Source organism: Arthrobacter sp. G119Y2, assembly GCF_038069765.1.
In the GTDB taxonomy this organism is placed as follows: domain Bacteria; phylum Actinomycetota; class Actinomycetes; order Actinomycetales; family Micrococcaceae; genus Arthrobacter_B.
In genome coordinates this window covers 520160-538353 of the sequence record NZ_JBBPFS010000002.1, presented here as the reverse complement: position 1 = coordinate 538353, position 18194 = coordinate 520160, and the positions used below count along the sequence as shown (strand labels likewise).

Sequence of the window (18194 nt, the reverse complement as noted above, 5' to 3'; positions counted from 1 at the left end):
GATTAGCCAACAATGAACGCGAGAACCAGACCAAGGATAGCGAGTGCTTCGGTCAGTGCCAGACCCAGGAAGGCGATCGGCTGGAGGACGCGCTGTGCCTCCGGCTGGCGTGCAACGCCGCTGATGTAGGCGAAGAAGACAAGGCCCACACCGATGGCGCCGCCGATAGCGGAGAGGCCATAGCCGATTGCGTTGAGGCTACCCGAGATTTCCATGTTCATTTTCCTTTCAAGATGCCCTGAGGGCAGGTTGCTTGGGGTTTCCCCGAAGGGAAGTTTTGGTTTTCCCTGGAGGGAAAGCTTAGTGATCGTCTGCCAGTGCGCCCTGGATGTAAATGGCGGTCAGCAGGGTGAAAACGTAGGCCTGGAGCACCATGATCAGCGCTTCAAGCATGTACATGGCGATACCGCCGCCCAGTACCAGTACCGAAGAGGCCTGGAGCAGGATGTTGTCCTGGAGGACCAGGAGGTATTCAATGCCGGCGCCGGCGAGCATGATGATCAGGTGTCCGGACATCATGGTGGCGAACAGACGCAGGCTGTGCGTGATCGGACGGACCAGGAAGTTGGAGATGATCTCGATCGGAACCAGGACCGGAAGGATGTACCACGGCACGCCCGAGGGAACGGTGGCCTTCACGAAGTACTTCATGCCGTGCTTCTTGATGCCGATACCGATCCACGTGAAGTAGACGATCGCGGCCAGCAGGTAGGCTCCGCCCGGATGGGAGAAGCTCGGCAACTGGATAAACGGAATGGCTCCGTAAATGTTGTTGACGATGATGAAGAAGAACAGCGCGAAGAGGAAAGGAACAAACTTGAGGAAGTCCTTCTCGCCGATCACATCCTTGGCGATGCCGTTACGGACAAAGCCGTAACCGAATTCGCCCAGGAACTGCAGCCGTCCCGGTACAAGCTTTCCCTTGCGGGAAGCAAGGATAAAGAACACGGCGATGATGATGACCGAGATGAAGACCAGCAGCATCTGCTTGCCAACACCGGTTCCGTACTCGGCGCCCCACGGGAAAATCTCAGGGAGGTGCATTTCGTCAATGGCCGGCGGAACGAATCCACCTTCATTAGTGGCCGGGAGTGCAAGCGCGATCAACGCGTTTCCTCTCTGCTGTGTCCTTCATCGGGCGTGTGAATCGGGGCAAAGCTAGTTGCCCGGTCTAAAATCTGTGGCATTACTGTTCGGCTTCTTCACGGTCGTGGGCTGGATGGCCGACGCTGGCTTTCGCAGGTTTGCTTCCGGTCAGGCCGTGCACTTTGGTCAGGTAGAATCCGGCGGCAACTCCGAAGAGAATACCGACTAGCACCAACCACTGAGTTTCGAACAGATTGTCCAAAAACCACCCTACCAAACCCCAGGCGACGATCCCGCCAATGATGTAGCTGAAGACGCGCATGCCGGAGTCGTAAGTGGACTCGGTGTCGAAGCCAGGCTTTTCAGACATCCTTTTCCCCTTTTACTGATGGTGTTTCCCCGGGACCGTCGTCGTAATACAACTGGAAGCGGATTCGGGAGAAACCACGGATTTCGGCAACCTGCCACACCACGACGGTCGCCACCGCGCTGGCCAGGAACCACGTTGAGTCCAGCCAGGCGGGCCTGCCGATCATCAGCAGCACCGCGGCAAACAGGACCACCTTGACGATGTAGATCAAAGCGAACATGGCCATGGCGCCGTGCGGATTGTCGCGGCCCACCACATGGACGATCAGCAGGCTCACGCCGCTGAAGGCGATGACCAGCCCCCAGCCGAACAGCACGCTGCCCAGGCCGGAGGTACCGGCAGTGACCAGGGACGCCGCGGCGAGAGCCGCGGCCAGGATTCCCGTCCACTTCATCGAAGTGCCGAAAATGCTGAGCCATGGATTGGTGGTGGGACCGGATACGGCAACGGGACGTCCAGTCAGGGCACCGTCTGCGGGGCTCATAACTTTGCGAACATCCTTCGGGCCGGAGCGGGTGGAAGCGGCGGCGCGGGAATCCGCGACCGTACAAATTCTACAACACATAGAAGTGGGCACCGGCCCGAGGCGTCATGCAGGCTCACACGGTGCTGTGCAGCCGGCCGAAAATGCGCGGCGACAGCAGGTAAAACACGACGACGGCCAGTGCGAAAAGGGTTACGGCGACCTTCAGCACATCGCCGGCTCCGGCAACCACAAGACCGGCCGCACCGGTCAGGACTGTGCAGACGGTGACCACGGATGCCGACTGCAGGTGGCTCAGCCCCGCATCGGTCAGCCGCTGGTACACATGCTGGCGGTGCGCTGCGTACCAGCGCTCGCCCCGGCTAACGCGCATCAGGAGTGTGGAGAAGGTGTCGGCCAGGTAGATGAGGACCGGAAACAGCAGGTACTCCACGTTGACCCCGGCCAGGAAGGCGGCCACGGCTATTCCGGCGATCGAGGCTCCCAGCAGGTAGCTGCCGACGTCACCCATGAACACCGAGCCGCGGCCCAGGTTCCAGGGCAGGAAGGCAGCGAAGGCGGCGGCGGTGACCGCTCCGGCCACCGTCATCCAGGCCTGGTCCCCGAGGACACCGCCGACGGCATACAGGACGCCGACGGCGATGCCGTGCAGTCCCGAAATGCCGTTGACGCCGTCCATGAAGTTGGCCACGTTAATGTAGCCGGCAATGGCCAGCGCCCCTACGGGCACCCACCAGTAGCTCTGCTCCATGGTCCACACCAGGGCGGTGGTGGCCAGGATGCCAAGGAGCAGCTGGAGGCCGGCGCGCACCCGGACGGAGAGTCCGCGGAAGTCCTCGATCCAGCCGAGCAGGGACGCCGCCGCGATCAGCACCGCAACAATGAGCACGATGGAGCGGTCCACGCTGACCAAACCGGTCAGCAGGGACAGCGCAAGTCCCAGCAGGACACCGGCGGCAATGGTCACCCCGACGCCGCGGATCACCACCTTGGTGTGGGAAGAGCGCTCATTCGGGATGTCCAGGACTCCCAGCCGGCGCAGCAGCGGAATGAAGGCGAACGGCAGCAGCAGGCTCGCCAGGAAGGCGGCGCCCGCGCACAGGGCCAGCAGCATCAGCCTGTCCGCCGTTCAGCAGCTCCGCCGTTGAACGGGTGCAGGTTGCCGCGCTCCCCCGGTGCCGCTCCCCCGATGCCGGTGACCGGCGGCAGGAGATCGCCGTGGGAATCGACGCCGCACTTGTGCAGCCAGTCCTCGAACCGCAGGTCCGAGGGGTTGAGCTCGTCCACTGCCGTGTGGGAAATCTTCGGGTGCAGCGGACGTGAATCGTCTTCCCCCGTGCCCACCAGGATTTCATGCAGTTTTTCGCCCTGCCTCAGCCCGGTGAACACGATTTCGATGTCCTTGCCGGACATATCGATCATCCGCCGGGCCACATCCAGGATCTTCACCGGTTCACCCATGTCCAGGATCAGCACTTCGCCGCCGCGGCCGATCGCGCCGGCCTGGATGACCAGCTGGCAGGCCTCGGGAATGGTCATGAAGAAGCGGGTAACCTCCGGGTCGGTCACGGTCAGCGGACCGCCCTGGCGGATCTGTTCGGTGAACAGCGGCAGCATGGAGCCGCGGCTGCCGATGACATTTCCGAAACGGACCGAGACATAGCGTTCTCCGGTGCTTCCGGCCATCCAGGCGGTGAGCTTCTCGGCTACACGCTTGGAGTGGCCCAGCACGGTGGTGGGGTTCGCCGCCTTGTCGGTGGAGATGTTCACGAAGTACTTGACGTTGGCCTTCTTCGCGGCGCGCAGCACATTCGCCGTGCCCAGCACATTCGTCTTCCAGGCTTCCTGCGGGTACTGCTCCAGCAGGGAGACGTGCTTGAGCGCGGCGGCATGGAACACGACGTCGGGGCGGCGCTCGGCGAAGATCTCCTCCAGGGCCGCGGAGTCCCTGATGTCGGCCAGGACGGTGTCCTTGCCGTTGAGCAGCCCGTGGCCGGTGATGGAGAGCTGGGTCAGCTGCAGGCCGGTCTCGTCACGGTCCACCATGATCAGCTCGGCGGGATCGAAGGCGGTGATCTGCCGGCAGAGTTCCGATCCGATGGAGCCGCCGGCACCGGTGACCAGCACCTTGCGGCCGGTCAGGTAGCCGGCAACTTCCTCCACGTGGATGTCCACGGGGCGCCGGCCGATCAGGTCCTCCACCGCCACCTCGCGGAAGTCGGTCAGGCCGGCTCCCGCACCCTTGCTCAGCATGTCCTTCAGCGGAGGCAGGACCAGCACCCTCAGGTTCAGTCCGTCGGCGTGGTCGGTGACTTCACGCACCTGGCGGGCTTCGACGTCGGCGATCGCGATGACCAGGACGGTGGCGCGCGTGCGCTGCACGATCTCGCGCAGGTCCTCGAGCCGGCCCAGCACCGGCACGGTGGCCAGGCGCAGGTGTTTCTTGGCCGGGTCGTCGTCGATCAGTCCCACCGGGTAGTACGGGGATTCAGGGTCTTTCATCATGCGCGTAACCAGGGAGCTGCCCAGGAAGCCGGCGCCGTACACCAGGGTCCGCTGGGCTTCGTCGCCCGGCCGGGCCTTGCCCTCGACGTACATGCGCTTGAGGTAGCGGATGGCGGCCATGAACAGGCAGGCGAACGGGAAGGCGATCATCCCGGTGCTGCGGGGAATGTCGATGGTCAGGCCGAAGAGTGCGCTGACCATGACGAGGATGGCGGCGACAACCAGCGTGACGATTGCCAGCAGGCGCATCTCGTGGAAGCTGCCGAAGCTGTATCTGCCGCGGTACAGCGCGAAGGAATAGCCGACGATCAGCTGCACCAGCACGGCGGCCCCGCAGAAGACGGCCACGCCGCCGGGGTTGATCTGGTCCACTGTGAGCTCGTAGCGCAGGACCAGTGCCAGGACTATGGCCACTATCCATGCCAGCGAGTCCAAAACGTACTGGGACCACAGCCACAGCGCAGGTTTTTCGTCGCGGGAAGGACCGCGCTCGTCCGTGCTTGTCTGCCTCATAATCCTCAACGGGTAATTCCCCGGTTCTCTTCTCGGTGGTTGCAACACGGTTCGGAAGATTCCGGTGTAATAGACTGGAAACTCATCAGCATTCTAACTGCACACCCTTCTCCGTTCGGCTTGTGCCGCTCATCCGGGTTGCCTCGAAAGGATCATTTTGCCGGACTCAGTGGCCGTAGCAGCAGTAACCTTCGACCGTCCCGATGACGTTGCCGTGCTCCTGGGCTCGTTGGCTGCCCAGACCGGCAACATTACGTCAGTTTCCTTGGTGGATTCAGGGAACACTCCGGTTCAGGATATCGCCGAGTCGTCCGCTGCGCCCGTCACGTACATCCGCTCCAACACCAATCTGGGCGGTGCCGGCGGTTTCTCGCTGGCCATTCTCTCGGCCATGGCTTCCGGTGCGGACTGGATCTGGATCATGGACGACGACGCCCATCCGGAGGATCCGAAGTGCCTGGCGGCGCTGCTGGAGGCTGCGCGGGAACACGAGATGGATGTGGTCCTTCCCCTGGTGGTTGCCCCCGGGCACCCCGACACGCTGTCCTTCCACTTCCGCCTCAACGGCAAGCTCACGCATGACCGCGCGGAGGTGGAAAAGCTGGGCTTCATCCCGGACGTCGGGCACTTTTTCAACGGTGCGCTGATCCGCGCGGATGTTTTCTTCCGGGTGGGGCTGCCGGACCTCCGCCTGTTCATCCGGGGTGATGAAACAGACTTCATGATCCGCCTGCGCCGGGCCGGTGTGCGTTTCGGCACGGTCACCTCCGTTGCCCTGACGCATCCCGCGGCGTGGGGCGAAGTACAGCAGGTGGCCGGTGAACGGCTGCACGTGCTGGTTCCGGAAAACGCCTTCAAGCAGTTCTACTTCTACCGCAACCGCGGGCACCTGACCTGGAAATACAAGCGCCTGCGCTCCTTCGCCGCCGACGCCGTGGGCTACCCGGTCCACTTCGCCAGGACCCGCGACCTGCGCGGCTTTGCGTCATGGCTGCGCGCCTACGCTGCCGGCATGCGCGGACGCCGGTTCGGACCGCCGTCGGACTTCGGGTTCTGATGAGCACTTCAGCCGCCGGGCCGGGCGCCGCACTGACACTTGTCATCACCACGTTCAACCGGTCCCGGTACCTGCGGGGGCTGCTGGAGTCGGTGACCGCACTCGACCCGGCTCCGGAGCGGATCATCGTGGTGGACAACGCCAGCACCGACGACACGCAGGAAACGATCGCCGACGCCGCCTCCCGGCTTCCCGTGCCCGTGGTCAACCTGCGCCTGCCGGTCAACGCCGGCGGGGCCGGCGGATTCGCCGCCGGCGTGGAACGCGCCCTGGCCGAGGGCGCCTCCTGGCTGTGGGTGATGGATGACGACGTCGTCATCCTCCCGGGTGCCGTGGCGGCCCTCGCAAAGTGGACCGGCACCTACGAGTGCATTCACGGGCGGCGGCTCGACGACGCCGGCCGTCCGTTCTTCTGGCAGCACCGCTTCCGGCCCTTCCTGGGCATCCACCTTCCCGTCCAAGGCAACGTGTTCCGGGACTCCCCCGTTTTCGCTACGAATGTGGGCTGTTTCGAAGGCATGCTGATCTCTGCGGACCTTGTCCGCCGGATCGGACTGCCGGATGCGCGGTACTTCATCAACGGCGACGACGAGATTTACGGCTGGCTCGCCTCGCAGCTGACGGAGGTGGTGTATGTCAATGACTTCGTGCTCCAGAAGATCCGGCCGCAGAAGCAGATCGACCTCGGCATCCGCCACCTGAACGACTCCAGCGACCTTAGCCGCTTCTACTCCATGCGCAACCGCGGCCACACGGCTCAGTACCTGCTCGCGCACGGCAGGTATCACCGGGCGGGGTTTGCCCTGGGCACCCTGCTCACGGCTGCCAAGGAAGTCCTCCGGCTCCTCGCAGTCGAGCACCGCATCTCCGGTGCGGCAAGCCTCTGGCGCGGTTGGCGTGAAAGCCGCAGGATCCTGCACGATGGATCCTGGCAGCCCATGCCTCCGCTGGAGGAACATCCCCACCACGAACGGAACCAGGTTTGACGCAGTACCTCTCGTCCCCGCAGGAATCTTCGAGTTCGGAGCCGTCCGGTGTCTGGGTGGTTCTGGGTTCCTCGGGTTTCATCGGCGGCGCTGTTTGCGCCGGCCTGCGGGCGGCCGGCATCACGGTCCGGACCGTTCCGGCGCCGCGGCTTTCGTCCTCGGCCCGCGACGCCGCCGGGATACTGGGCGAGGCCGCCGGGCTGGCGGCTGTGCGGGCGGAACTCGCTGCCGCCTTCGCCGGTGCCTCGGTGGTGGTCAACGCCGCAGGTCTGGCCACACCCGGCGGGGCGGACTCCCCCGCCCTGCGCGGCGCAAACTCGCTGCTGCCGGCAGTAATTGCCGAGGCCGCGGATGACGCCGGGCTCCGGCGTTTTGTGCACCTGAGCAGCGCCGCCGTCCAGGGCCACCGACCGTTCCTGGACGAATCAAGCTACGTCCAGCCGTTCTCCGCCTACTCGCGGTCCAAGGCGTTGGGCGAACGCGCCCTTGCCGCCCGCACCGGCCGCGGATGCAGCGCCGTGACCATCCGGGCCACGTCCGTGCAGGGCCCGCAGCGGCCCACGACGGCGAAACTCGCCCGGCTGGCGGCCTCGCCGCTGGCCTCGGTTGCGGGACGGGGAACGGCGCCGTCGCCGGTCAGTTCCGTGGATTCGCTGGTGGAGTTCATCATCACGGTGGGGCAGTACACCGGTGACGTTCCCGGCGTCGTCCTTCAGCCGTGGGAACGCGCCACGGTGGCGGGAGTGCTGGAAGCGGCCGGCGGCCGAAGCCCGGTGCGCCTGCCTGCCTGGCTGTGCCGCAGTGCCCTGTGGGCCGGCTACCGGCTCTCCGCACTGGCGGGTGAGCGCCTGCACGGACCGCTGCGCAGGCTGGAGATGATGTGGTTCGGCCAGCGGCAGGTCTCCGGCTGGGCCGAGGCCACCGGCAGCGTTCCCGAACCCCGGGTGCAGGATGTCCTGCGCTCCCTGCAGGTCCGGGAACCGGCGGGACGCTAGTCTTCGTCCGGTCCCTGGACTCCCGGGACCACTTCCTGCAGTTGCGCCAGGCTGACCGCGCCCAGGCGGACCACCCGCAGCACGTCGGAGGTGGCGTCAACAATGGTTGAGGGCACTCCCTCGTCTCCGTGCTCCGGCCGGGGGCCTGCTTCGAGGTAGACCTCCACCGATTCAGCCAGCTGTGCGCGCGCCTCGGCGGCGGTCCGGGCGGCGGGGTTTCCGGTGCGGTTGGCCGAGGAAACCGCCAACGGGCCCGTCAGGGCCAGCAGCTCCAGCGCGATGGGATCGTCGGGCATCCGCAGCGCCACCGTGCCCAGCGTGTCCCCCAGATCCCAGGTCAGGGACGGCTGTGCGTGGAAAATCATCGTCAGCCCGCCGGGCCAGAACGCTTCGGCGAGGGCGCGGGCATCCGCTGAAACATCCACGGCCAGCCCTTCCATGGTCTGCATCCGGGGAATCAGCACGGGCGGCGGCATCGACCGGCCGCGGCCCTTCGCGGCGAGCAGCGTGGCAACCGCCTGCGGCGAAAAGGCATCGGCGCCGATGCCGTAGACGGTGTCGGTGGGCAGGACCACGCACTGCTTCGCGCTGATGGCCTGGTGGGCTTTCGCCAGGCCTTCGCTGAGTCCGTCCGGGTCGGTGCAGTCATAGGTGGTAGTCACGGGCTGGTTCTATCCTTCGTCGGAGATGTTGGAGGCGGTCCGCACCGCGGACGTTGCCCGCGGACGGCCGTTCAGGTCGGTATGTGTTGCGACATCCTGCCAGCAGGGCTGCGCGGCCAGCAGGGCCGCGATCCGCTCGGCCTGGACCTCGGCGTGTTCCATCACAAAACAGCCGCCGGAGCGCAGCAGCCGTGCAGCAGTGCCGGCTGCGGCCAGCGGAAGCTCAAGTCCGTCGCGCCCGCCGCCGTAGAGGGCCATCGCCGGATCATGCTCCGCGGCCTCGGGTTCCTTCGGCACCGCGTCGGCGGGAACGTAGGGCGGGTTGGAAACCACGACGTCGAAGGTTCCGTTGAGATCGGCCAGCGCGGTGCGCAGGTCATCATGCACCAGCGCCACCCCCAGCGGTTCCAGGTTCCGCCGCGCCCAGGCCAGGGCCAGCGGGCTCAGTTCGACGGCGTGGACTTCGGCTTGGGGAACCTCGGTGGCCAGGGATGCGGCAATCGCCCCGGAACCGGTTCCCAGGTCCACGGCCTTCACCGGCACCCTGCCTGCGGCGGCGAACCGGCGGGCGGCGTCGATGGCCAGCTGGGCCACCGTCTCCGTTTCCGGCCGCGGCACAAATACGCCGGGGCCCACCCGAAGTTCCAGATAGCGGAACGAGGCCGTGCCGGTCAGGTGCTGCAGCGGCACGCGGGCCGCACGCTCGGCTACCAGCTCCGCATAACCGGGCGGGACCGGTGCATCGGTAAAGGCCAGCGCTTTGACCCGTCCGCGCGAGGCTCCCAGTAGATGGGCCGCCAGCAGCTCGGCGTCAACGCCCGGTGTGGGGACCCCTGCCCCGGCCAGGATGGCGGCGGCCTCGCGCAGGGCCGCCGCCAGTGTGGTGGATTCCATCGCCGAAGTTAGTTCTCGTCACCAATGGCGTCCAGGCGGGCCTGCTCATCCATTTCGATGGCGGCCTGGACCACCGCTTCCAGGTCGCCGTTCATGACGGTGTCCAGGTTGTAGGCCTTGTAGCCGGTGCGGTGGTCCACAATCCGGTTTTCCGGGTAGTTGTACGTGCGGATGCGCTCGGAGCGGTCCATGGTGCGGATCTGGGACTTGCGGATATCCGAGTTCGCGGCGTCGATCTTCTCCTGCTCGTGCGCGAGGATGCGGGAGCGCAGCACGCGCATGGCAGCTTCGCGGTTCTGCAGCTGCGACTTTTCGTTCTGCATGGCCACCACAATCCCGGTGGGCAGGTGGGTGATGCGCACGGCGGAGTCCGTGGTGTTCACCGACTGGCCGCCGGGGCCGGAGGAACGGTAGACGTCGATCTTCAGGTCGTTCTGGCTGATCTCGACCTCTTCGGGCTCGTCCACTTCGGGCAGCACCAGCACGCCGGCGGCCGAGGTGTGGATGCGGCCCTGGGATTCCGTCACGGGCACCCGCTGAACACGGTGGACGCCGCCTTCGTACTTCAGGCGGGCGTAGACGCCCTCGGCCGGGTCGTTGGAGTTTCCCTTGATGGCCATGGAAACGTCCTTGTAGCCGCCCAGGTCCGACTCCGTGGCCGAGATGATTTCCGTCCGCCAGCCGCGTGCCTCCGCGTACCGGGTGTACATCCGCAGCAGGTCGCCGGCGAAGAGGGCAGCTTCGTCGCCGCCTTCGCCGCCCTTGACCTCGATGATGACATCGCGGCCGTCGTTGGGGTCGCGCGGGATCAGCAGGCGGCGCAGCTTCTCCTGGGCGTCGTCGAGGGCTTCCTTCAGCACCGGAACTTCCGCGGCGAATTCGGGATCCTCGGCGGCCATTTCGGACGCTGCCGCAAGGTCATCTTCGAGGGCGTGCCACTTGTTGTAGGCGTCCACGATGCGGCTGAGTTCGGCATAGCGCCGGCCAAGCCGGCGGGCGAGCCCCTGGTCCGCGTGCACTGCCGGATCGGAAAGCCGCAGCTGCAGCTCTTCGTGCTCATCCAGCAGACCCTGTATGGACTCAAACATGTTGTACGTTCCTCTTTCGACGGTGGACCCTTGCCCGGACTCGGGAGGATCTCAAAAAACTTTACTCAGGTGCACGCGTTAACTGCCAAACCGCCCAGGCTCCGGTTTCTCCGCAGTGCGGAGGAACCGGAGCATGAGCGGCTCGGTAAGGCAGCTAGTTGTCCTTGGTGCCCAGCGTGGTCTGCTGGACCTGCATCAGGAACTCAACGTTGGACTGCGTCTCGCGGATCTTTCCGGTGAGCAGTTCCAGCGCCTGCTGGGTGTCCAGCCCGGAGAGCACGCGGCGCAGCTTCCACATGATCTTGACCTCGTCCGGGGACAGCAGGTTCTCTTCGCGGCGGGTACCGGACGCGTTGACGTCCACGGCCGGGAAGATGCGCTTGTCGGCAAGGTTGCGGGACAGGCGCAGTTCCATGTTGCCGGTGCCCTTGAACTCCTCGAAGATGACCTCGTCCATCTTGGATCCGGTTTCCACCAGGGCCGTGGCCAGGATGGTCAGCGAACCGCCGTTCTCGATGTTGCGGGCAGCACCGAAGAAACGCTTGGGCGGGTACAGCGCGGAGGAATCCACACCGCCGGAGAGGATACGGCCCGACGCCGGAGCGGCCAGGTTGTAGGCGCGGCCCAGGCGGGTCATGGAGTCCAGGAGGACGACGACGTCGTTGCCCATTTCCACCAGGCGCTTGGCGCGCTCGATGGCGAGCTCCGCGACGGTGGTGTGGTCATCGGCGGGGCGGTCGAAGGTGGAGGCGATGACCTCGCCCTTGACCGTGCGCTGCATGTCCGTGACTTCTTCGGGACGCTCGTCCACGAGGACCATCATGAGGTGGACCTCAGGATTGTTGATCGTGATCGCGTTGGCAATTGCCTGCAGGATCAGCGTCTTTCCGGCCTTCGGCGGGGAGACGATGAGGCCGCGCTGGCCCTTGCCGATCGGAGCCACGAGGTCAATGACGCGCGGGCCGATCACCTTGGCGGAGGTCTCCAGGCGCAGGCGCTCGGAGGGGTACAGCGGGACGAGCTTGGAGAACTCCACGCGGTCCTTGTTGTCCTCGGCCGGCTTGCCGTTGACGGAGGTCAGACGCACCAGGGCGTTGAACTTCTGGCGCTGGTTTCCGCCCTGGTTTTCGCCTTCGCGGGGGGCGCGGATCGCGCCGACGACGGCGTCGCCCTTGCGCAGGTTGTACTTCTTCACCTGGGCGAGGGACACATAGACATCGTTCGGGCCCGGCAGGTAGCCGGAGGTCCGGACAAAGGCGTAGTTCTCGAGCACGTCCAGGATGCCGGCTACGGGCAGCAGGACGTCGTCCTCGGTGACCTCAACGTCGTCGACGTCCGGGTTCTGGTTCCGGTTGCGGCGGCGCTCGTTGCGGTCGCGGAAGCGGTCGTTCCGGTCGCTGCGGTCATTGCGGTCGCTGCGGTTGCGGTTGCGGCGATTGCGGCCGCGGCCGTTTTCTTCGCTGTCGTCGCGGTCGCTGCGGTTGTTTTCACGGTCGCCGCGGTTGTTGTCCCGGTTGTTCTCGCGCTCGCCGCGGTTGTTCTCGCGCCGGTTCTCGCGCTCGCCGCGGTTGTTGTTCTCACGCTCGCCGCGGGTGTTCTCACGGCTGCGGTCCTCGGTGGAGCGCTCGGACCCGGTATTCTCCGAGGCGTTTGCGGGCGCAGAGTCAGTATTCTGCTGCTCGGCCTTGGTGTTCTGCTCAGCCTTGTTCTGCTCAGCCCTGTTGTCCGCGCGGCCGTTGTCCGAAGCATCGCTGTCGGCACGGCGGCTGCGTGAACGGCGGTTGCCGCGCTCGCGCTGGTTGTCCTCGCGCTGGTTTTCCTCGCGGGGAGCCTCAGCCTGGGCTGCGGGTGCCTCTGCGGCTGCGGGTGCCTGGACCGGTGCTTCCGCGGCGGGGGCAGTGACGACTCCGTCACTGGCAGCGCGGCGGTTGCGGTTGCGGGTCCGGGCCGGACGCTCGGGCGCCGACTGCTCGGCGGCGGGCGCCTCCGCGGCGGCCGGAGCGGCTGCGCGGTCGGTGCCGGCCTTCGCGCCGTCGGCCTGGGCTGCTTCAGTCTTCGCGCCGCGAACCGGACGGTCTGCTACTGCGCCGCCCCGCTGGTGGTTGGAGATCGCTGTTACGAGATCTCCCTTGCGCATGCGGGACCCGCCGGTAATGCCCAGCTGGCCGGCAAGCGCCTGCAGCTGTGCAAGCTTGAGGCCCGCAAGACCGGAGCTTTTTGAAGTCGCTGCGCCGTTTGTTCCGGCGGTAGCTGAGTCCACACCTGTTGTCAGGTCAGTGGTGTCTGTCACGAAGGATCCTTCCCCCTCGTCGGGCGGTCCGGCGCAGTGCCGGCCGCGGATGATTTGGCCCTGGTCCCCCTATGGTCAGACATGGGGGTCAGGGTTCGCCGGTTGCCGGCAGGAGCCGGGAATCGGCGAATCTACTTAAGGTGCCTTTGGAAAGAAATCCACAGGAGTTTGGTCAGCTTCGCTGCCGAACTATGCGGCATTCAAGGGGACTGACCGTTTCTTGGCAGTACCCGGAAGGCTGCACCGAGGATTGCACGTCCGCAGCTGAACAAGAGCTTCCGACACGGTGTTTGGGCACTATGCCCTGAGCAACGAGTTTTCAACAATTCTTCAGGGCGGTCCGGAAAAGGACGGCCTGGATGCGGGAGCACAAACTGGGTGCGGGGAACACAAGACGGTTAGTACCGCTGGTGCTCTTCCACTCTAGCACCATCTCGGTCGACGCTGAGCCGCAAAACACGCCAAAATTCTGCAGTTCCGGCGGCCGCGAGGTACCCGGCGATCAGTCGTTCCGCGTCCCGTGCCTGATCGGCTCCGTTGGCCAGGACCATCACGGTGGGCCCTGCCCCCGAGATGACCGCGGCCAGTCCGTGCCTGCGCAGGTGGGCCATCAGCGCGGCGCTGGGTGCCATTGCCTCGGCCCGGTACTCCTGGTGCAGGAAATCCACGGTTCCCTGCGGGAGCAGCGCCGGCTCGGCGGCGAGGGCATGGATGAGCAGTGCGGCCCGGCCTGCGTTGGCAGCTGCCGCGGGATGCGGCACCTGCGCCGGAAGCAGCCCGCGTGCGCTCTCCGTGGACAGTTCGCTGGCCGGAACGGCCGCCACCGGAATGATGTCTGAGTGCACCGGTGCGGCAACGGAGCGGAACTCCCCCTCTTCTTCCCAGGAGATGGCCAGCCCGCCGGCCAGCGCAGGTGCCACGTTGTCCGGGTGTCCCTCCAGCCGGGAGCACATATCGAGCAGCCCGGCAGCGTCAAGGCGGTGCTCCGGGGGCAGCAGGGCATTGCCCGCCAGCACTCCGGACACAATGGCGGAGGCGGAGGAGCCCAGGCCGCGGCCGTGCGGAATCACGTTGTCCGCATCGAGGCGCAGGCCCGGCAGGACATAACCGGCGGCCTCCACTGTCTGCCGGATGGTCCGCACCACCAGGTGGCTGCCGTCGGTGGGCAGCGTCCCGGCACCTTCACCGGCAATGGTGACAACGGTGCCGGGCTCGCCGGTAGTACGCACCCGGACGGTGTCGTACAGGCCAACCGCCAGGCCCAGGCTGTCGAAGCCCGGGCCCAGGTTGGCGCTGGTGGCCGGGACCCGGACGGTGATGTCCTGGCCGTGCGCCACTGCAGCGCGGGAAGGTGCCGCGGAATCGCTCACATGCATGGTCCTAGCCCGCAGCCTGGGCTTCCAGTCCCAGCGCGGCGGCAACGGAGACGACGTCGAACTCCACCTTGGTGGGTTCCACGTCGGAGCCGTCGGCGGTGCGCAGCGCCCACTGCGGATCCTTCAGCCCGTGGCCGGTGACGGTGATGACGATCTTCTTGCCGGTGGGCACGTCGCCGGCGGCATGCTTCTTCAGCAGTCCCGCCACGCCGGCGGCGGAGGCCGGCTCCACAAAAACGCCCTCCCGGGAGGACAGCCAGCGGTGCGCTTCCAGGATCTCCGTGTCGGTGACGGCTTCGATCAGGCCGCCGGATTCATCGCGCGCCGCAATGGCCTGGTCCCAGGACGCGGGGTTGCCGATGCGGATGGCTGTGGCGATGGTGTCGGGCTCCGTGACGGGATGGCCCTGAACCAGGGGTGAGGCGCCCTCGGCCTGGAAGCCCCACATGGCGGGGGTTTTGGTGGCCACCGGGGCCAGCTCGGTTCCGGCGAGGTTCGTGTACGGGGCTGAGTATTCCTTGTAGCCCTTCCAGTACGCCGTAATGTTGCCGGCGTTGCCCACCGGCAGCAGGTGCAGGTCCGGTGCGTCGCCCAGGGCGTCGACAACTTCAAAGGCGGCGGTCTTCTGGCCTTCGATGCGCGCCGGGTTCACGGAGTTCACCAGGAACACCGGGTAGGCCTCGGCGAGCTTGCGGGCCACGTCCAGGCAGTTGTCGAAGTTGCCGTTGACCTGCAGCAGCTCGGCGCCGTGGGCAATGGCCTGGCTGAGCTTGCCCATGGAGATCTTGCCGTCCGGCACCAGCACGGCGCAGGTGATGCCGGCCTGTGTTGCGTATGCGGCGGCGGAGGCGGAGGTGTTGCCGGTGGAGGCGCAGACAACAGCCTTGGCCCCGGATTCGACGGCGGCCGTCATGGCCATGGTCATGCCGCGGTCCTTGAAGGAACCGGTGGGGTTCATGCCTTCGACCTTGAGGTAAACCTCGTTGCCGGTGAGCTCGGACAGGGCCTTAGCCCGGACCAGGGGCGTGCCGCCCTCGCCCAGCGTGATGATCTCGGTGCTGTCGGTGACGGGAAGACGATCGGCGTACTCGCGGATAACGCCGCGCCATTGGTGAGCCACTGTGTTAGACCCCTTCTACCCGCAGGACGGATGTGACGGAATTGATGACGTCCAGGCCCTTGATGGCCTCGACGGTTGCTGCCAGGGCGGCCTCGGAGGCACGGTGCGTGACAAAGCGCAGCTCGGCGGCAGTTCCGGCGCCGTCGCTGTGGATGGTCTGGCGCATGGTCTCGATGGATACGCCGTTCTCAGCGAACACCCGGGCCACGGCTGCCAGCACGCCCGGCTGGTCGCTGACCTCCAGGCCAATGCTGTAGCTGGTGGTCACCTTCTCGAACGGCAGGGCCGGGACGTGGCCGGTGGGGGTTTCCGCACCGAGCGGACCGCCGAGCACCAGCCGGCGGGCCGTGCTGACGACGTCGCCCATCACTGCCGAGGCGGTGGGGGCACCGCCGGCGCCCTGTCCGTAGAACATCAGCTCGCCGGCGTTTTCCGCCTCCACGAACACGGCATTGAACGCGCCGTGGACGGCGGCCAGCGGATGGGTGCGCGGCAGCAGCGTCGGGTGCACCCGGACGCTGACGCCCGGTTCGCCGTCGTTCTCCAGCTTTTCCGCGATGGCCAGTAGCTTGATGACAAACCCGGCGTCCTTCGCCGCGGCGATGTCGTCGGCGGTGACTGCGGAAATCCCCTCGCAGGAGACATTCGCCAGGTCGAAGCTGGTGTGGAACGCGAGCGAGGCGAGGATGGCGCCCTTTGCTGCGGCGTCGTGTCCCTCAACGTCGGCGGTGGGATCGGCTTCGGCGTACCCCAGCCGCTGGGCCTCGGCCAGGGCGTCGGCGAACTGCGCCCCGGTGGTGTCCATCGCGTCGAGAATGTAGTTCGTGGTGCCGTTGACGATTCCGAGCACGCGGGTGATGCGGTCGCCGGAGAGGCTGTCCCGGATCGGGCGCAGAATGGGAATCGCACCGGCCACGGCTGCTTCGTAGGCCAGCCGGACGCCTGCGGCGTCCGCCTTCTGGAACAGTGCGGCGCCGTCGGCTGCCAGCAGGGCCTTGTTGCCGGTGACCACTGACGCGCCGTGGCCGATGGCGTGGAGCATCAGCGTGCGGGCCGGCTCCAGGCCGCCCATCAGTTCAATGACAATGTCAGCGTTCTCCGCCAGCTTCTCGGCGTCGGTGGTGAACAGATCCTTCGGCAGGTCAACGTCACGGGGAGCATCGGGGTTGCGGACGGCGATGCCGGTCAGCTCAAGCCGTGCCCCGGTGCGCGAGGCCAGGTCCTCGGCGTCCTCGAGAAGGATCCGGGCAACCTGGGAGCCAACGTTTCCGCATCCCAGCAGGGCAACTTTCAGGGTCTTCATGTGGTGCCTACTCCTCTGGCGTTTCGGGCGGGTTGGAAGCGAAAACATCCCTGGCCAGCAGGTCGTCTTCGGTTTCGCCCCGGATAATCAGCCGGGCGGCGCCGTCCCTAACGGCGACGACGGGAGGCCGGGCAATGTAGTTGTAGTTGCTGGCCAGCGCCCAACAGTACGCACCGGTGCCGGGAACAGCCAACAGATCGCCGTCGGCGGTGTCCGCCGGCAGGTAGACGTCCCGAACCACTATGTCCCCGCTTTCGCAGTGTTTGCCAACCACGCGTGACATAACCGCGTCATCTTCGGAGGCACGCGAGGCGAGCACCGCCGAATAGTCGGCGTCATATAGCACCGGGCGGGCGTTGTCGCTCATTCCGCCGTCCACGGAAACGTACCGGCGTTCGGAGGTGCCGCCGCCGGCCGTGTCCACCCGGACGGTCTTGACGGTTCCGGTGCGGTACAGGGTAAAGGTGGTGGGCCCAACGATGGCGCGGCCCGGTTCGATGGAGATCCGCGGCACGGCCAGTCCCAGTTCCGCGCAGGCGGAGCCGACGACGGCGGCCATGGCCCGGGCGATCTCGGCCGGCGGGCGCGGGGTGTCCGCCTCGGTGTAGGCAATGCCGTAGCCGCCGCCGAGGTCCAGCTCGGGCAGCTCCACGCCGTGCGCCGTCTTAATCTCCGCCAGGAAACCGAGCAGCCGCTGCGCGGCAAGCTCGAAGCCTTCGGACTCAAAGATCTGGGAACCGATGTGGCAGTGCAGCCCGAGCAGGCGGATGCCTTCGTTCGCCAGGGCCGCAGCCACGGCGGTTTCCGCAGGCGACACTCCCCCGGCTTCCGGATCCGGTGCCATGGAGAGCCCAAACTTCTGGTCCTCATGCGCGGTGGCAATGAATTCATGGGTGGAGGCGTGCACGCCCGGCGTCAGCCGCAGCATGACGTTCGCCTGTTCGCCGCGGGAGGCCGCCAGGGCGCCCAGCCGCTGAAGCTCGGCCAGACTGTCCACGACAATCCGGCCCAGGCCCATATCCAGTGCCCGGGTCAGTTCGGCGTCGGACTTGTTGTTGCCGTGCAGGCCCAGGGCCGCGCCGGGAATGCCGGCGCGGCGGGCCACTGCCAGTTCTCCGCCGGAGCAGGTGTCCAGGCGCAGCCCCTCCGAGGCGACCCAGCGGGCAATTTCGGTGCACAGGAAGGCCTTGCCCGCGTAGTAGACGTCCACTCCCCCGCAGAGGTCGGCAAACGCGGCGTCGAAGGAGTCCTTGAAGTCACGGGCCCGGGCGCGGAAGTCGGCCTCGGACACCACGAACAGCGGCGTACCGAATTCCTTCGCCAGCGCGGAGACCGGAATCCCGGCAATCTCCAGTTCGCCGCTGCCGTTCCGGCTCACGTCGCGGGCCCACATCTGCGGGCGCAGGGCATTCGCGTCCGCCGGGTAGCTGAGCCAGCCGGGGGCGAGAGGGGAAACAGTCATGGA

16 protein-coding genes and 1 pseudogene are annotated in these 18194 nt (G+C 66.5%); 3 read left to right on the top strand and 14 right to left on the bottom strand.

Translation table 11 applies throughout. The features are described from left to right. Positions 1-2: 2 nt before the first annotated feature. From WKB88_RS06175 to WKB88_RS06150, 6 genes are all read right to left on the bottom strand, one after another. On the bottom strand, positions 3-215 hold the full coding sequence (locus WKB88_RS06175) for a F0F1 ATP synthase subunit C (RefSeq protein ID WP_207377341.1): 213 nt from the start codon (positions 213-215) through the stop codon (positions 3-5). A gap of 85 nt (positions 216-300) precedes the next feature. Next, positions 301-1107, bottom strand: coding sequence for a F0F1 ATP synthase subunit A (gene atpB / locus WKB88_RS06170; protein WP_341393650.1), 807 nt, complete (start codon positions 1105-1107; stop codon positions 301-303). A 79-nt stretch (positions 1108-1186) separates the two neighbouring features. Beyond that, positions 1187-1456, bottom strand: a complete 270-nt coding sequence (locus WKB88_RS06165) for an AtpZ/AtpI family protein (protein WP_341393649.1) — start codon at positions 1454-1456, stop codon at positions 1187-1189. After that, the gene (locus tag WKB88_RS06160; RefSeq protein ID WP_341393648.1) at positions 1449-1940 is read right to left on the bottom strand and encodes a hypothetical protein; all 492 of its coding nucleotides are present in this window, start codon (positions 1938-1940) and stop codon (positions 1449-1451) included. The genes WKB88_RS06165 and WKB88_RS06160 overlap by 8 nt, the downstream gene beginning before the upstream one ends. A gap of 115 nt (positions 1941-2055) precedes the next feature. After that, positions 2056-3054 carry an MraY family glycosyltransferase gene (locus WKB88_RS06155; protein WP_341393647.1) on the bottom strand — a complete coding sequence of 333 codons (999 nt, stop codon included), beginning with the start codon at positions 3052-3054 and terminating at the stop codon, positions 2056-2058. Beyond that, on the bottom strand, positions 3054-4958 hold the full coding sequence (locus tag WKB88_RS06150; protein WP_341393646.1) for a polysaccharide biosynthesis protein: 1905 nt from the start codon (positions 4956-4958) through the stop codon (positions 3054-3056). The genes WKB88_RS06155 and WKB88_RS06150 overlap by 1 nt, the downstream gene beginning before the upstream one ends. A 157-nt stretch (positions 4959-5115) precedes the next feature. Between WKB88_RS06150 and WKB88_RS06145 the strand changes: the two genes are divergently transcribed. From WKB88_RS06145 to WKB88_RS06135, 3 genes are read left to right on the top strand one after another with little or no spacing between them, the layout of a single operon-like run. After that, positions 5116-6015 carry a glycosyltransferase family 2 protein gene (locus WKB88_RS06145; RefSeq protein ID WP_341393645.1) on the top strand — a complete coding sequence of 300 codons (900 nt, stop codon included), beginning with the start codon at positions 5116-5118 and terminating at the stop codon, positions 6013-6015. Further along, positions 6015-7001, top strand: a complete 987-nt coding sequence (locus tag WKB88_RS06140) for a glycosyltransferase (RefSeq protein WP_341393644.1) — start codon at positions 6015-6017, stop codon at positions 6999-7001. The genes WKB88_RS06145 and WKB88_RS06140 overlap by 1 nt, the downstream gene beginning before the upstream one ends. Further along, on the top strand, positions 6998-7996 hold the full coding sequence (locus WKB88_RS06135) for an NAD-dependent epimerase/dehydratase family protein (protein WP_341393643.1): 999 nt from the start codon (positions 6998-7000) through the stop codon (positions 7994-7996). The genes WKB88_RS06140 and WKB88_RS06135 overlap by 4 nt, the downstream gene beginning before the upstream one ends. A 2-nt stretch (positions 7997-7998) precedes the next feature. Here WKB88_RS06135 and WKB88_RS06130 read toward each other — a convergent pair. The 8 genes and pseudogenes from WKB88_RS06130 to lysA all read right to left on the bottom strand — a co-directional run. Continuing rightward, positions 7999-8658 (bottom strand): annotated as a pseudogene (locus WKB88_RS06130) (L-threonylcarbamoyladenylate synthase); the annotation flags it as partial. A 9-nt stretch (positions 8659-8667) separates the two neighbouring features. Next, positions 8668-9552, bottom strand: coding sequence for a peptide chain release factor N(5)-glutamine methyltransferase (gene prmC, locus WKB88_RS06125; RefSeq protein ID WP_341393642.1), 885 nt, complete (start codon positions 9550-9552; stop codon positions 8668-8670). A gap of 8 nt (positions 9553-9560) precedes the next feature. After that, positions 9561-10640, bottom strand: a complete 1080-nt coding sequence (gene prfA / locus WKB88_RS06120) for a peptide chain release factor 1 (RefSeq protein WP_341393641.1) — start codon at positions 10638-10640, stop codon at positions 9561-9563. A 154-nt stretch (positions 10641-10794) separates the two neighbouring features. Beyond that, complete coding sequence (rho, locus tag WKB88_RS06115) at positions 10795-12930, bottom strand: transcription termination factor Rho (RefSeq protein WP_341393640.1); 2136 nt, start codon at positions 12928-12930, stop codon at positions 10795-10797. Positions 12931-13328: 398 nt separating this feature from the next. Then, positions 13329-14306 (bottom strand): homoserine kinase, encoded by a 978-nt coding sequence (gene thrB, locus WKB88_RS06110; RefSeq protein ID WP_445818876.1) that lies wholly within the window; start codon positions 14304-14306, stop codon positions 13329-13331. A gap of 4 nt (positions 14307-14310) precedes the next feature. After that, positions 14311-15426 (bottom strand): threonine synthase, encoded by a 1116-nt coding sequence (gene thrC, locus WKB88_RS06105; RefSeq protein ID WP_341393638.1) that lies wholly within the window; start codon positions 15424-15426, stop codon positions 14311-14313. A 4-nt stretch (positions 15427-15430) separates the two neighbouring features. Next, complete coding sequence (locus WKB88_RS06100; protein WP_341393637.1) at positions 15431-16729, bottom strand: homoserine dehydrogenase; 1299 nt, start codon at positions 16727-16729, stop codon at positions 15431-15433. A 7-nt stretch (positions 16730-16736) separates the two neighbouring features. Continuing rightward, positions 16737-18191 carry a diaminopimelate decarboxylase gene (lysA, locus tag WKB88_RS06095; RefSeq protein ID WP_341393636.1) on the bottom strand — a complete coding sequence of 485 codons (1455 nt, stop codon included), beginning with the start codon at positions 18189-18191 and terminating at the stop codon, positions 16737-16739. Between the last annotated feature and the right edge of the window lie 3 nt (positions 18192-18194).